This is a genomic window from Ignatzschineria cameli (assembly GCF_003121895.1).
GTDB classification, from domain to species: domain Bacteria; phylum Pseudomonadota; class Gammaproteobacteria; order Cardiobacteriales; family Wohlfahrtiimonadaceae; genus Ignatzschineria; species Ignatzschineria cameli.
The window spans coordinates 20,763-35,063 of the sequence record NZ_QEWW01000012.1; the positions used below are offsets into that span (position 1 = coordinate 20,763).

The following is a 14,301-nucleotide window of genomic DNA, read 5'->3' on the forward strand; positions in this document are numbered from 1 at the left end:
AATTGTAGATTGCCTCTTTATGATTATTGTTTTATTACTATTTTAGTAACTCTAGTCTGATTTTTGAGAGAGTAATCAATACATAACCTATTGATATATGAATGCATTTGTGGTTGGTTTATAATCTTTTTGATATTTATTTAAGGTATTGATCAATAATAGAGCAAAAAAAGTGTGAGATCTGTTTGACATACTTTAGGGTTCATACTATTATAGTCACCTGTTCACGAGGAGAAGCTTCCAAAAGAATAGATTTAGTCCCTATCGTCTAGCGGTTAGGACACTGCCCTTTCACGGCGGCAACCGGGGTTCGAATCCCCGTAGGGACGCCAAATATAAAGCCTACTGATTATATCAGTAGGCTTTTTTGGTTTCTAGAGGCAAGATCTATGATCTTGAATGGTAGAGAGATCGATAGTGTTATATTGTGTTGTGATATTGAGTAGATATCGAGTGAACCGATATCGAGAGTAGAAATATCAAGAATAGGAGAATTGTAGATGGCAAAAATTTTGATATGCAATGTTGATGATCTTGCAGCTGGAGAGATGCGTAAATTTGAAACAAAAATTGGCGCACTGCTGGTCTTTAATCGCGAGGGTGAATATTTTGTAACTGATGATCAATGTACGCATGCGACAGCCTCTCTTTCAGAAGGTGACTATTTTGATGATACGGTCAGTTGCCCTTTACATTGGGGTGAATTTAATATTATGACGGGAGAAGCAACGGCAGCACCTTGTAAAAAGCCATTGCGTACTTATCGAGTACTCATCGAAGGAGATGCGGTCTATATCGATAGTGAGTTAGAAGCTAAAGCTGTAGAGGCGCTTTAATAGCATCTTGCTAAAGGCTTTTGATAATATCTCAAAAGAATCTCACCCATTAGATCGATCAATTAGATCGATTAATTAGACCACCAATTAGATTCATTAATGAGATATTTATTCTTTTCAGTACATTTTATTTAGAGTGTTGGAAAAAGAGCCCTTGAGGCTCTTTTTTTGTGCCCGCTTTTTCTTCACTCTTTACTTCTCATTTTGTGGGGAAAGCGGTGATCTTTTGATCATACTCTTTTAAGAGATGGTAGGTGGAATTAGCTAGATGGGGCTAAAATAATCGGTGAGATTGTACAAAATAGAAAATAAAGGGTATATAAGAGATAAGAGTAAAAAACCTAACTGACTCTAAGAATAATCTAAAGAGATTCAATAGACCTCTAATAGACCTCTAATAGATTTCTAATAGATTTATTAAACGTTTGAGAGCTTAATAGGGAATGTAAGAGTGAATCTTAGTAGGCTAGGGTAGAGTCAGAAAGGTTGAGCATTTTAGGATAGTGTTGAGAAGAGTAGTAATGCATTGGGAGTTTGAAATGAACTTTCAATCTGATGATGAATAATAAAGAAAGAGCTGTAAGAAATAGCAGTTTCGCAAATAAAATATCATCAGTCGTATTATCGAAGCGCTGATCACTACTATCTTATTTTTTGAGGGTAATGGTGACCCTTAATCATTAAGGAGGAGAAGATGTTTACATTTATTGGCGGTATATTGCTGCTTATTTTAGGTTACTTCACTTATGGGAAGTATGTAGAGAAGGTTTTTGGGGTAAAAGAGAGGCCAACGCCGGCATATACAAATAGTGATGGCGTTGACTATGTGCCGATGAATACGGCAAAAAACTCATTGATCCAGTTACTCAATATTGCGGGTGTCGGTCCTATTTTTGGTCCTATTTTAGGGGCGCTCTATGGACCCGTTGCTTTTATCTGGATAGTCTTCGGTTGTATCCTTGCTGGCGGGGTTCATGATTATCTTACTGGAATGATTTCGATCCGTAATCGTGGAGCTCACCTTCCTGAGTTAGCGGAAAAATTTTTAGGCCGATCGATGCGTCATATTGTTAATGCTTTTGCCTTACTTCTTTTAGTTCTTGTAGGGACAGTGTTTGTCTCGGCGCCAGGGCAGTTACTCTATGATCTGATGGGTGGAAAAGTTGGTTTAGCGATTATTGTAGGTGTTATCTTTATCTACTATGTTTTAGCGACACTCTTGCCGATCGATAAAATCATTGGTCGCTTTTATCCTTTCTTTGGCATGTTGTTGGTATTAAGTGCGATTGGAATTGGAGTCGGGTTAATTGTTACGGGGCAAGCAGGCAATATTCCTGAGTTGACTCTAGAAAACCTCCATCCAGGAGGACTGGCGATTTTCCCACTTCTCTTCTTAACGATCTCATGTGGTGCGCTTTCTGGCTTCCATGCGACACAATCCCCTATTATTTCGCGTACAACAAAGAATGAAGGGCACGGCAGAAAGATCTTCTACGGTATGATGATTGCAGAAGGGATTATTGCGATGATCTGGGCTGCTGCGGCGATGGCGATGTTCTATGATCCTGCAGCTCCTTTTGGTGAGGGATTAAGCGCTGTATTAAAAGAGGGTGGTCCTGCATTAGTTGTGAGTAAAGTTGCGGTGATGATGTTAGGTGGAGTTGGTGGAACAATCGCGATTTTAGGGGTGATTATTCTTCCGATCACATCAGGGGATACGGCATTTAGAAGTGCAAGAATGATTATTGCTGACTATCTTAAAATCGGTCAGGATAAAGTTGGCAAGCGTCTTTGGATTGCACTCCCTATGTTTGTGATCTCTGCGATTCTTCTTCAGCTTGATTTTAACATCTTATGGCGCTACTTCTCATGGGCGAACCAATCGACAGCGGTAATAGCGCTCTTTGTTGGTGCAATGTATCTCTATATTGGAGGTAAGAATTATTGGATCTCGCTTTTGCCGGGAATCTTTATGTTACTTGCGACAACGACCTATATCTTAGAGCAACCGATCGGATTTGGTCTCTCGACTGAGATTTCTCAAATTGGGGCGGTCATTATCTCGATTATGCTTGTTGCACTCTTCTTCTGGCAAGCGAAGCGCCAAAAAGAGTGTGGACTCTCATTAGAAGAAGATCTGACAGGCTGGGATGGCACGATGAAAGAAGGTGGTTATGATTTCACCTGTAAAGGCTTGTAATCTGTGCGATAACGTCAGTCTACTTTAAGGTGATAGAATCAATTTGAAAGCTCCCGAGATGACAATTCCGGGAGCTTTTTTATCATCATTTTCCGATTTAGAATCGGTGAGAGGATTGTTGAATATTGCTCAGGTATTAATTGGGTATTAATTAGGCATTAATCAGATGTTACTCAGATTGTTAATCGAATATTTAATTGAGTGTTAATTAGGTGCTGATTGAATATTACGGAAGAATAGTATGAAGGTTATGAGGGAAAAAGAATGAAGATTGTGATTGCTCCAGATTCTTATAAGGAGAGTCTCTCTGCGCTTGAAGTTGCAGAGTTAATTCAGAAAGGATTCTCGCGCCATTATCCGAAGGCAGAATATCATCTGGTTCCGATAGCAGATGGAGGGGAAGGAACGATCGATGCTATTGTTGCAGCAACGGGGGGAAAGAGAGTGGTGCTCTCTGTGATGGGACCTTTAGGGGATCAGATAGAGGCTTCTTATGCCATTACGGGGGATGGTCAGAGTGCCGTGATTGAGATGGCAGAGGCAAGTGGATTAATGCATGTTCCGTTAGAGAAACGTGATCCTACTATTACAACGAGCTTTGGAACAGGAGAATTGATTAAAGATGCCTTAAGTCGTGGTATTCGGCATATTGTTTTAGGTTTAGGTGGAAGCGCTACTAATGATGGTGGTGCCGGCATGTTAGCAGCGCTTGGATTGCAATTTTTTAATCAACAGGGTGAGGAGCTACCATTAGGGGCTATTTCATTGCAGGAGTTAGCGTCTATCGATCTTTCCCATTTAGATCCTGCGATTCAGAAGTGCCATTTTGAGATAGCGTGTGACGTGGATGTGGTGTTGACAGGTGGCAAAGGTGCCTCCGCAATTTTTGGGCCTCAAAAAGGAGCAACGCCAGAGATGATTACTCAGTTAGATTGCGCTCTCGAAAATTATGCTCGGGTAATTGCAACGACATTACAACGTGACATTGATGAAATTAAAAATCAGCCCGGAAGTGGTGCTGCCGGCGGGATGGGGGTTGCCGCACTCACCTTTTTACAAGGGGAATTAAAATCGGGGGTAACGTTAATTTTAGAACTTATTGGACTTCCACAATTACTTCTAGATGCTGATCTTGTTATTACCGGAGAGGGGCGAATGGATGGGCAAACACTTTATGGTAAGGCGCCTATAGGCGTTGCAACTATCGCTAAAGAACATCATATCCCTGTCATTGCTATCGCCGGAAGTTTAGGTGATGGGGCTGAGTCATTGAGCGAAAAGGGTATTGTCGCTCTATTTAGTATTCTCGATTCCCCTTGTAATTTAGATGGAGCCTATGCGAAGACGAGAATTAATCTAGAGAGAACAGCAGAGAATGTAGCAGCCTTGTTAAAAGTCGGTAAGATGTTATGAAGTAGCTGAGCTAGAGGGCTGATAGTGAGATCGGTTTTTAAAAAATTATAGAGCGCATAACTTGAGGGGATTAGGATGTTAGAGACATTTGGATTAGAAATTACGATAGTGATTAAATTGATTGTCGGCATGGTGGGAGTCCTCTTATACTTAAGAGTCTCGGGAAAATCGCAGATGTCGCAGATGACCCCGGCAGATGTGGTTAGCTCTTTTGTGATCGGGGCTATTGTAGGTGGGACGATCTATGCACCTAATCTTTCTGTGTGGTATATGGTTTTTGGTTTAATGGCGTGGACGGTTGTCACTTATGGACTCCATCTGTTGACGAAAGTCCCTTTCTTCTATCGCCTTTTTTATGGTTCAGTCTCTTTTATCGTCAAAGATGGTGCGTTACAACTCGATGAGATGCGTCGTAATAAGATGGATGCTGAACAGTTGACTGCAAAATTGCGCGAGCAGAGAATCTTTAGCCTCATGGATGTTGATGATGTGAGGTTAGAGACTGATGGTCAGATGACGGTTTTTCTCAAAACGGAGAAGGTGAGAGGTTTCTTGTTGATTAATGAGGGCAATATTTTAGGAGAGAATCTTAAAGATGCCGGCAAGAGTGAAGCGTGGCTACAAGAGGAGCTAGGGAAGATAGGAATTAAGGAGATAGAGTCTCTCTACTGTGTTGAATGGACGCCTGGTCGTGGAGTGATGGTTGTTGATAATAAGGGGAAGACGATAACTGTTACTGAGTAGGTCATTGTAGAATCACCTTCTTGATAAGAATCTCGAAGGTGATGTCGTTGAGAGATAGATGTTATTTATTTGTCTCTACTTTTTCTGATTAAACATCTCCTGCACAAAATCTACCTCGCCCGTCTCGACTTTATAGAAGGCGCCGACAATACCGATCTCTCCAGATTGATACATCTCTTTGAGGACGTTACTTCTATCAAGAATATGATCGATGGTATGCTCAACATTATGAAAAGCGACTAGATCAACCCCCTCTTTAGAGGTGATATCGATTCCTTCATTGCTCTTTTTAACATGTTCAATAGAGGGTTTCACCTTTGCTAAAAGATTCGTTAAGTGACCGAGCTCCGTTCCATTGCAGGCGCCGGTAATGGCTCCACAGTGGGTATGACCGAGGACGACAATTAATTTAGATCCTGCGAGCTTGCAAGCAAATTCCATCGAGCCAATGATATCGTCATTGAGAACATTTCCCGCAATACGCACACTAAAGATATCGCCTAAACCCTGATCAAAAATTAGTTCTGCCGATGTTCTGCTATCGATACAGCTCAGAATAATGGCGAAAGGGAATTGTCCCTCTTTGGTTTCGTTCACTTGCTCTAAAAGATTACTATGTGCTTTTAAGTTGGCAACGAATCGCTTATTTCCCTCTTTTAAGAAGGCGAGTGCTAGTTCAGGGGTTAATGATTTTTGGTCTTCGATATTATGTAATCTCATTCTTCAACTTCTCTCTATTTAGGTAGAATCACCAGAAGTGGATATAAGGTGATTAACAATTGTTCATTCTACCTTGCTTTAGATCGAAAAATGAGTAAATGAAAATTATTCTTGCAAAAAACGATCAATTTTTAAGCATTAAATAGTGCTATCTCTTTGAATCAGAAACAGGAAGCAGAAAAAGCTAAATCGACTCTTTTTTCACTGGAATTGAGAGTGGGGGGCTCTAATTCCGTAGATAGATAAGGACGTAGAGCCCAAAGTAAAATGCCACAATAACCACTCAAGAGAGTGCCAGAATTGTGGCAAGGTAGATGATCTTTACCGGGCTTTAGTCATACTCAGCTCAAACTTTTAAAAGCTTCTATCGCTCTAAGGCGGCTACTTTTTAGATCAACAATGGCATGCTTTTGCACTTTATGAATCTGTTTGTTATCTAAATGAGCTAATTCCGGACACCATTGACGAATAAAATCCCCGTTGGGATCAAATCGCTCAGATTGGGTGACAGGATTAAAGATTCTAAAATAGGGTACGGCATCGGTTCCGGTAGAGGCAGACCATTGCCAACCTCCATTATTAGCAGCAAAGTCACCATCGATGAGGTTCTGCATAAACCAAGCTTCCCCTTTACGCCAATCGATTAAGAGATTTTTGGTAAGAAACATTGCGGTAATCATGCGCCCGCGGTTATGCATCCAACCCGTTGCTTTCAGTTGTCTCATAAAAGCATCCACAATGGGGATACCGGTCTCTCCATTTTTCCAAGCCTCAAAGTCAGATTCACTCTCTCGCCATTGGATATTTTCTGTCTTTTCCTGAAAGGCTCTATTTTGAGAGACTTGAGGGAAGTTCCACATAATATGGTAATAAAACTCTCTCCAATAGAGTTCATTCATCCAAGTTAAAACTCCTTCATCTCCCGAGTGGAAATCCCCTTCATTGAGCATTAATGCTTCTTGAAGGAGCGTTTTAACGGAGATCACACCGAGTGCAAGATAGGGTGAGAGACGACTCGTTCCTTCAATCGCAGGAAGATCCCGGCGGGTATGGTAAGTAAAAATATCTTCTTTTAAAAAATTCTGAAAGATCTTAAAAGCGGAGTCTTCACCGGCAGGGTAGATGGGATTATCAAATGTCTCATAAGGATTAACAGAGAGATCATCGCTTGCAATATCGATCTTATTTTGTGCCGGAATTTCAAAGTAGTTCTCAAAACGTTGATATTGTAAAACTTCGATCAAGCGTCTTTTGAAGGCGGTAAAGACTTTATAGGGGCGATTCTCTCCATTTAAGATGGAGCCCAATTTTACCAACGTCTTATCATGACAAGGATAGATATCTAAATGATGCTTTTTGAGTTGTCGATAAACCGCTCGATCTCGCGCAATTTCATCGATACCCACCTCATGATTGAAATAGAGTGAAGAGATCTGATGATCTTCCATCAATTGCTGTATGCGCGTAGGGATCTCCGCCCAGGAATCGACCGAGATCACTTTGAGGGGAACATTTTTATCCGCGAGCTTTTTCTGTAAGGCTTGTAAGTTTCGCCACATAAAAGCAAGTTTTAACTTCGCATCATGATGCGCTTCCCACTCCTTATGAGAGAGAATAAAGAGCGCAATGACCTGTTGATTTTGCATCGCTTTATAGAGCGCTTCATTGTCATGAACTCGTAAATCAGATCGAAACCACATTAAAGATCGCATAATACCTCTAAACCCTATTTACAATGAGAAGATGGGATGATGAGGAATAGGTTATAGCCTTCCGGTCGTTTATGCGAGATTTTTATTAAAATCTGCAGGCTGATTGATCTGTAGGTGTGTGGGGAGAATCATGCTTCGATCACTATAAAGGGGAATCAAAGGAAATTGTTTAGAGAGATTTTGTTGTTCAATTCCTGTCAAGTATCCCGCTGTAATCCTTTTTAAAATAATACTGATGATAAGTAGAGTTTTCTCGCATGATTTACCTAGGAGAACTTTATACTTTTAAATGATATTAAAAAGGTGAGAGTTGCAGTTTATTAATATAACAACCCAATATTCTCATTAATTTTGTTTTTAATCATCACAGCAGTATTCTCAGAGATTGCATATTTTCCATCAGACAACGTCCTCAATCGACTTTTAATAATGTCAATTATTGCGTCAATCACAACTTCACTTTTCTTCGGATCCAAGCCTGAATTTTTAGCCAAATTAATGAGGTTTTCACGCTTGATTTTATAAGCCTCGCCTTCCACATCCATTTGATGATAGCCATTCAGTCCAGGATTATAAGTTAAATCATAAGCAGGTGATAATGCCCATTCACCATTCTGATTCATCAGATAGGAGAAGTTTTTAGTATGATCATCACGATTATTCATGCATACATTAAACACACAATATTTGAATGCCTTTTCAACTTCCGGCTCATTTCTCGTCATGAATCTTGTCATACGCAAATAGACACCATAACTGCAATTAGGAATGCGAAAATTAGCATGTAATGCGCCTGCTAAACTGTGCATCGGAATACGCATATCATTCAAGCGATCAAAACGTTTCATACCAATAGCTGCGATCTTATCATTCACATGAAAGACTTTTGATTCAGGCACAGATAAACCACACAATGCCGCTGTATCTAGGTAGAATTTCTCTATTTCACAAACTTCGATATCTTCATCTTGCGCATTAAACTTCACCAACCATGGTTCACCACCATCAATTGGCTGATTGCTCATTTGTTCAGTGATAGGGTTGTAATAAACTTGGGATTTTGGTCTTGCGCCTTGAGGTGACCCACCAATCACAACCAATGTTTCTAACACATCTATATCTTGACCTGCCTGTACGGCAGCCATCTGTTCTGCAATATCAGCCAAGCTCATTTCCTGCACTGTCATTGTTATATCTGAGCTGGGACGATATGTAAATGCGCCCATAGTTTGATCACCTAAGCACGCTAAGCGTTCTAATGGATTAATTTGATCAGGATTCTTGCCCAATTTTTTTTTAAAAAAACGATCCATCAACAATAAACCCCAGCCATCAGGTAAGCTATCTGCAAATAAGCCTGGTAACTGGAATTGAAAAGCAGGGAAATCTGTAAATGAGAGTGATTGCAGTGGTAAGCACTTAGGTGAAAATTCTATACCACGTTTTAATGCTTCTTTGGAATATTCAAATATGGTTTGCCGGCCATTGGAGACTAAATCGCCTAGATGCCAATCTTCACCCCAACCACTGTAATAAACACTGATTTTATATAAATTCTTCATGAACTATTTCCTCGGTTTGGAAGCCCTTTGGCGCGGTTTAGGATTGTTCATTGCTTCAAACTCTTGAATGGAGATATTTTTTTTCACTAAAATATCTGATAGATCATTCACAAAGCCAAGGGCTGTCAATACACGAATGAATACGCCCAAAGTTGATCCTTCGCCTTTTTCTAAGCGTTGCAGTGTCGCCACGCCAATGCCGGACCTCTTGGCTAAATCAACTTGAGTAATATTTTTCTGTATTCTCTGTTGAGCTATTCTTCGACCTAACTCCTGAGAAATTTCTGATTCTGTTGCAAAATCAAATCGCATCCTAATAACCTCATCCTCATAACAAATCACATATGATGTATTGTGTGCTTTATGAGGATTCAAAACATCATTTATGAGTGCTTATAGTGGATATATTATCAGTATAAGTATAGTTAACATTGATCCAAATTCTTGCGTGGATATGACAAAGCCCGCTAAATAGCGGGCTTTCACAATCATGATTGGTGGAGGCGGCGGGATTTGAACCCGCGTCCGAGAACTATCCATTCTTGGTACTACATGTTTAGCCGTATCTTTAATTTAACTTCACATCGTCCGACCGGCAGGAGATGCAAAGCTGTTCTAAGTTAAGTTTCGCAAAATACCCCTTAGAAATGATATTTCACTATTTCGTTTAAGTTGACTGATGATAATACCGAACGAACACAGTATTATGATCAGTTAGCAGACTAAGCTGCTAAAGCGTAGTTGTTATCGTTTGCAACTATACAAATTGCCGCGTTTTTACAAGACTCTCGACCATCTTGACATGCACCTCAAACTTCAACATCCCCGTCGAATCCAAGAACGCCCCCGTTTAGGTTGATAAGGCATTATAGCGAATCGCTCGATTTTATGCAATATTCAATGATTTAATGATTGAGTTCGGGATTCTTTTCAAGAAGTTCTTTAAGCGTTACTTCTGCCGGTAAAAATTGCTCCATGGAAGGATCTTGCAGAAGTGCCACCGCTCGCGGTAGATCTTTGGGGCTTCCCGGTCTTGATTTCATTAGTAATTTTGCCAGCTCTAATCGTGCCGCCTGATGATTTCCTGCTAATGCTACTTCATAAAATTGAGCTGCTTTTGCTGCATCGGTCCCGATAACAACGTCATTGGCGTACATATAACCTATTTTAAAATGTAATTCGCTATTCTCTTTTGTAGGAGGTAGTTTTAAAATCTCTGCTTCCAATTTTTCAATCTCGGCGATTGCTTTAGGTTCATCCCTTCTTGCAAGAAGAAAGTAGCGCAGGGCTAGAGCAAGATCGGTATTATTATGCCCTTTTTCAAGCTCAATTAATCCTAGATAGAAGAGCGCCTTATTATATTTTTTGTCAGCTGCTTTCTGTAGATATTTGGTTGCCTTTTGGTGATCTTTCGCGACATATTTTCCTTCATAATAGAAGCTCCCCAAACGGCAGAGTTCAATACGGTTGTTGAATAGAGCGGAGAGGCGTGTAAAGAGATATTCAAGCATAATAGATATTACTGTTCCTGTTGTGAGTGAGTGAATGGTTGTTTGATGATAATGATCCTTATGATCCTTATGGCTACTTCATTATGGTCGTACCCTTATATTAGTGACCCTATCAGTGTCGTGAGATTACTATTTTGTAGAGTAGCTTTTGAGGATAAGTTCATAGCGCTTTCCTTTTTCATAGTAAGCAATCAGTGCTGGTAGATAGAGCTCTTTAGGAGCTAATCCTAACTCAACGCGGTCATCACCTTCACCGCTAGCGTAGAGAATAATAGGCGTTTTTTTACCATTGATATATCCCTCTTTCTCACCGACTCTCGCAAAAGGAGGGCGTTGATAGACCTTCTTCCCATTAGTTGTCTGGATTTTTTCATTTAATGGCGCATGATTGAGTGTCGCTTGCCATGCTGTTGTAAAAAAGTCTTGAGCAAGCGTCGTCATCTCGGCGGTTAAGTTCTGTTCACCACGCCCATAGAGGATCTTCTTATTCGTTAGATCGAATCGAGCACTTGCATAATTCTTCCCACCTCTAATATCTGTAAAAGAGTGAGTTATAAGGTGCTTTCCGTCAACGCTTCCGACACTGGTAAATTCCATTTTTTTAAAGGGAATATTGACAGTTGTTTCGAGTCGATACTCTTTATTGCTGTGAGTGAAGGTCATTGAGGCGGGTACTTGGAAGGGGCCGACAAAGTTGAGGTGTAGTTTAGCTGGAAGAGGTTCTGCATGAGCGAAGAGGGTAAAAAAAGATAGAATAAAAATAAGTAGTAAGCGCATAGACATATGATCAGACCTCTTAAATATGTAGGAAGGCTTAGCCATCCTTGTTATGATGAAATAGACTCACAGGAGAGTCATATTTAGAATTGATATAATATTATTATACTGCGAAGAGGAGATGCGCATGCAACCTAATTTACGTCAAAGACATTTTTTAAAACTACTCGATTTTTCTAAAGAGGAGATTCTCTATCTTGTAGGGCTTGCTGAAGAGCTAAAAAGGGCGAAGCGGGCGGGAATGGAGCAGCGACGATTAACAGGTAAGAATATTGCGCTTATCTTTGAAAAATCCTCTACTCGTACACGCTGTGCATCTGAAGTTGCAGCGGCAGATCAGGGTGCAATGACGAGTTACCTTGGAAGTGAAGGGACTCAAATTGGTACCAAAGAGTCGATGAAAGATACTGCACGGGTATTAGGGGAGATGTACGATGCAATTTTATATCGTGGATTTAGTCAAGATGTTTTAGAAAATGAGTTAGCAGCCTGTGCCGGGGTGCCGGTCTATAATGGTTTAACAGATGAATTTCATCCTACACAGATGCTCGCTGATCTTTTAACAATGAAAGAGAATAGCCATAAGCCGATTACCGATTTCAGTTATGCCTATTTAGGGGATGCTCGAAATAATATGGGGAACTCTCATCTTGTGATGGCAGCGAAGTTAGGTGTTGATTTCCGTGTTGGAGCGCCGAAACATCTCTGGCCAGAGGCTGATCTTATTGCAAAATGTCAGGAGATTGCAAAAGTGAGCGGCGCTTCATTAACCTTTACTGATAGTGCTGAAGAGGCGGTGAAAGGTGTCGATTTTATCCATACCGATGTTTGGGTCTCAATGGGGGAGTCAGAAGAAGCTTGGCGTGAAAGAATTTCTCTCTTAAAGCCTTATCAAGTAAATGCAGATTTAATGCGTGCAACGGGCAATAGCGATAGTAAGTTTATGCACTGTTTGCCGGCATTTCATAATCGTGAAACCTCCGTAGGGGAATGGATTTATGAAACTTTTGGGCTAGATGGTGTTGAGGTTACTGAAGAAGTATTTGAGGGGCCTCAGGCGATTCAATTCCAACAAGCAGGCAATCGGATGCACACAATAAAAGCGGTTATGGTCGCAACTTTAGGATAGATTCTTTCGCTTCACTTAATATTTTAATATTTTTCTCACGAACCAATTTTTTATGGGAAAGTTTAAAGAAAAACTAAATAGATAAGTGAGATAAGTGAAAAGTGTATTGTGTATCAGTATCAATTAAAAAAAACTTCTTTAAAAGAGCTAATTCAGTAGCGAACTTAGTAAGTGGTAAGAATCAGTCCTAAAAGAATTTCATGAACTGAAAAAAGATCTCACTCCATATTGAAAGTCCTTCATCCTCTCTGTTTTTATACAGAGGATATTTAAAGGAGATTCATTGGAGCGAGATCTTTTTTATTGTGCGATATTAATCTGCTCTCGCTTCACCTAAATGCTGGTATTAAGACGACGAAGAAGATCTGATGCTTCTGCGGGTGGATAGTTTTGGACAATATTGAGAGCGCGGGGTGCTATGCGATCCCCTTGAACTGCTGCTTGCTGAAAGAGGTTGCGTGCCTTTTCATAATCAGCAGGAAAATCCGCTCTATTTTGAGTGTAGAGCATTCCTAAACGATAGGCGGCGTGAGGCTGAGTAGGTGCTGCGAGTTGATAATATTGTGCGGCAGCAGGAATATTGACGATAGTTCCCTGTCCAGCTTCTAGCATAGTACCGGCATTGAGCGCCGCTCGACTATTTCCCGCTTGTGCTGATTTTTGAAAATATTTAAGTGCGAGTTCAGGATTCTTCGTTGCGCCTTGACCGCTATAGTAGATCATTCCTAAGTTATAAAGCGCATTTGCATTGCCTTGTTCTGCAGCTTTTTCCCAATAATGTTTAGCTTTAGTCATATCTTGAGGTACTTCTGCTCCTTGAGCATATTTGTTTCCAAGATAATACTGTGCATACATATCGCCGTGATCTGCATATTGAGGAAGCTCTGTTGCTGAGAGTGTTCTCATTTTTTTAATATGCTCAGGAGAGACTTGCTTCGGGGCTTCACTTTTTGTTGCTGGGTTATTAAGGGAGAGACATCCCGTTAATAGAGTTGTCAGTAATATTGGAACAAGTGTGCGCTTGATCATAATTTAAATTCCTTTACAAGTAGATGAAATAAAATAACAGTAGTTTATTTTCATTAATATAAATTAGCTATAGTTTAACTTAATTGTGTTAATAGTTGCTATGAATTTAGCGGTGGTGAAAGGAGTAGGGGCTTATTAAGGGCTTATTGGGTTTTTAATTAACAAATCCTTTACCTGTTATATCAATAATAGAAGGCATTAGAGAGATTCTAGAGAGGGGGCTAATAAGGAGAGGTAGAGAAGGAGGCATCGCCATAAGCTGAGGAATTAAGAACAAGTTAAAAAAAATTTTAAAAAAAGAGTTGCAAATAAAACCAAAAGGGGTAAGATACATCACCTCAGGCGACACAGCCCTTTTGAAAACAGTAAAAAGCAGTAAAATTTCTGAGTTTTTGAATGTTTTTAAATAAAGTTGTTAAACGGTTTAACAAAATAGTTAAAAATAAGTTTGACAAGTTTAGATTAGGTCTGTAATATAGTTCGTCTGCTTAGGGCGGTAGCGAAAAGCTTCGCAGAATTATCTCCCCTAATGTTCTTTAACAAATTAATCTTAAGTAAGTTTGTATGGGGGCTTGTATTTGTTTGCGTGAGCAAAAGAATAGAAGTCTAACCAAACAATTCCAGCATCTATTTTTTTTATAATGGAAATAGAAGCAGTAATTGAGCAG

Annotated in this window: 12 protein-coding genes, 1 tRNA gene and 1 other RNA gene; 6 read left to right on the plus strand and 8 right to left on the minus strand. The window is 40.1% G+C overall.

Going from position 1 to position 14,301, the window contains the following annotated elements:
• Window positions 1-257: 257 nt before the first annotated feature.
• From DC077_RS09860 to DC077_RS09880, 5 genes are all read left to right on the plus strand, one after another.
• Window positions 258-332, plus strand: a tRNA-Glu gene (locus tag DC077_RS09860).
• 168 nt (window positions 333-500) lie between these two features.
• Window positions 501-836 carry a non-heme iron oxygenase ferredoxin subunit gene (locus tag DC077_RS09865; protein ID WP_109202316.1) on the plus strand — a complete coding sequence of 112 codons (336 nt, stop codon included), beginning with the start codon at window positions 501-503 and terminating at the stop codon, window positions 834-836.
• A 694-nt stretch (window positions 837-1,530) separates the two neighbouring features.
• Window positions 1,531-3,036, plus strand: coding sequence for a carbon starvation CstA family protein (locus DC077_RS09870; RefSeq protein WP_109202315.1), 1,506 nt, complete (start codon window positions 1,531-1,533; stop codon window positions 3,034-3,036).
• A gap of 264 nt (window positions 3,037-3,300) precedes the next feature.
• Complete coding sequence (locus DC077_RS09875; protein ID WP_109202314.1) at window positions 3,301-4,449, plus strand: glycerate kinase; 1,149 nt, start codon at window positions 3,301-3,303, stop codon at window positions 4,447-4,449.
• Between the two features lie 75 nt (window positions 4,450-4,524).
• On the plus strand, window positions 4,525-5,193 hold the full coding sequence (locus DC077_RS09880; protein WP_109202313.1) for a DUF421 domain-containing protein: 669 nt from the start codon (window positions 4,525-4,527) through the stop codon (window positions 5,191-5,193).
• Window positions 5,194-5,268: 75 nt separating this feature from the next.
• Here DC077_RS09880 and DC077_RS09885 read toward each other — a convergent pair whose 3' ends face one another.
• The 7 genes from DC077_RS09885 to DC077_RS09915 all read right to left on the minus strand — a co-directional run bounded on the left by DC077_RS09885 (window position 5,269) and on the right by DC077_RS09915 (window position 11,481).
• Window positions 5,269-5,913: a carbonic anhydrase family protein gene (locus tag DC077_RS09885; protein ID WP_109202312.1), complete on the minus strand. Its 645-nt coding sequence runs from the start codon at window positions 5,911-5,913 to the stop codon at window positions 5,269-5,271.
• Between the two features lie 341 nt (window positions 5,914-6,254).
• Complete coding sequence (locus DC077_RS09890; protein WP_239990400.1) at window positions 6,255-7,613, minus strand: cryptochrome/photolyase family protein; 1,359 nt, start codon at window positions 7,611-7,613, stop codon at window positions 6,255-6,257.
• 332 nt (window positions 7,614-7,945) lie between these two features.
• Window positions 7,946-9,187, minus strand: a complete 1,242-nt coding sequence (locus tag DC077_RS09895) for a type II toxin-antitoxin system HipA family toxin (RefSeq protein ID WP_109202310.1) — start codon at window positions 9,185-9,187, stop codon at window positions 7,946-7,948.
• Window positions 9,188-9,190: 3 nt separating this feature from the next.
• Entirely contained in the window at window positions 9,191-9,499 is a 309-nt protein-coding gene (locus tag DC077_RS09900; protein ID WP_109202309.1) for a helix-turn-helix domain-containing protein, read from the minus strand.
• A 183-nt stretch (window positions 9,500-9,682) separates the two neighbouring features.
• Window positions 9,683-10,035: a transfer-messenger RNA gene (gene ssrA / locus DC077_RS09905) on the minus strand.
• Between the two features lie 57 nt (window positions 10,036-10,092).
• Window positions 10,093-10,698: a tetratricopeptide repeat protein gene (locus tag DC077_RS09910; RefSeq protein ID WP_109202308.1), complete on the minus strand. Its 606-nt coding sequence runs from the start codon at window positions 10,696-10,698 to the stop codon at window positions 10,093-10,095.
• 129 nt (window positions 10,699-10,827) lie between these two features.
• On the minus strand, window positions 10,828-11,481 hold the full coding sequence (locus DC077_RS09915; protein ID WP_109202307.1) for a hypothetical protein: 654 nt from the start codon (window positions 11,479-11,481) through the stop codon (window positions 10,828-10,830).
• Between the two features lie 121 nt (window positions 11,482-11,602).
• On the opposite strand from DC077_RS09915, the gene argF reads away from it, so the two are divergent.
• Window positions 11,603-12,604 (plus strand): ornithine carbamoyltransferase, encoded by a 1,002-nt coding sequence (argF, locus tag DC077_RS09920; protein ID WP_109202306.1) that lies wholly within the window; start codon window positions 11,603-11,605, stop codon window positions 12,602-12,604.
• Between the two features lie 333 nt (window positions 12,605-12,937).
• Here argF and DC077_RS09925 read toward each other — a convergent pair whose 3' ends face one another.
• Window positions 12,938-13,633 (minus strand): tetratricopeptide repeat protein, encoded by a 696-nt coding sequence (locus DC077_RS09925; protein WP_109202305.1) that lies wholly within the window; start codon window positions 13,631-13,633, stop codon window positions 12,938-12,940.
• Window positions 13,634-14,301: the final 668 nt, after the last annotated feature.

Bases quoted from the DNA above. Each gene is read 5' to 3' on its own strand.
- DC077_RS09865 (WP_109202316.1), top strand. From the start codon at position 501: ATGGCAAAAATTTTGATATGCAATGTTGATGATCTTGCAGCTGGAGAG.
- DC077_RS09870 (WP_109202315.1), top strand. From the start codon at position 1,531: ATGTTTACATTTATTGGCGGTATATTGCTGCTTATTTTAGGTTACTTC.
- DC077_RS09875 (WP_109202314.1), top strand. From the start codon at position 3,301: ATGAAGATTGTGATTGCTCCAGATTCTTATAAGGAGAGTCTCTCTGCG.
- DC077_RS09880 (WP_109202313.1), top strand. From the start codon at position 4,525: ATGTTAGAGACATTTGGATTAGAAATTACGATAGTGATTAAATTGATT.
- DC077_RS09885 (WP_109202312.1), bottom strand. From the start codon at position 5,913: ATGAGATTACATAATATCGAAGACCAAAAATCATTAACCCCTGAACTA.
- DC077_RS09890 (WP_239990400.1), bottom strand. From the start codon at position 7,613: ATGTGGTTTCGATCTGATTTACGAGTTCATGACAATGAAGCGCTCTAT.
- DC077_RS09895 (WP_109202310.1), bottom strand. From the start codon at position 9,187: ATGAAGAATTTATATAAAATCAGTGTTTATTACAGTGGTTGGGGTGAA.
- DC077_RS09900 (WP_109202309.1), bottom strand. From the start codon at position 9,499: ATGCGATTTGATTTTGCAACAGAATCAGAAATTTCTCAGGAGTTAGGT.
- DC077_RS09910 (WP_109202308.1), bottom strand. From the start codon at position 10,698: ATGCTTGAATATCTCTTTACACGCCTCTCCGCTCTATTCAACAACCGT.
- DC077_RS09915 (WP_109202307.1), bottom strand. From the start codon at position 11,481: ATGTCTATGCGCTTACTACTTATTTTTATTCTATCTTTTTTTACCCTC.
- argF (WP_109202306.1), top strand. From the start codon at position 11,603: ATGCAACCTAATTTACGTCAAAGACATTTTTTAAAACTACTCGATTTT.
- DC077_RS09925 (WP_109202305.1), bottom strand. From the start codon at position 13,633: ATGATCAAGCGCACACTTGTTCCAATATTACTGACAACTCTATTAACG.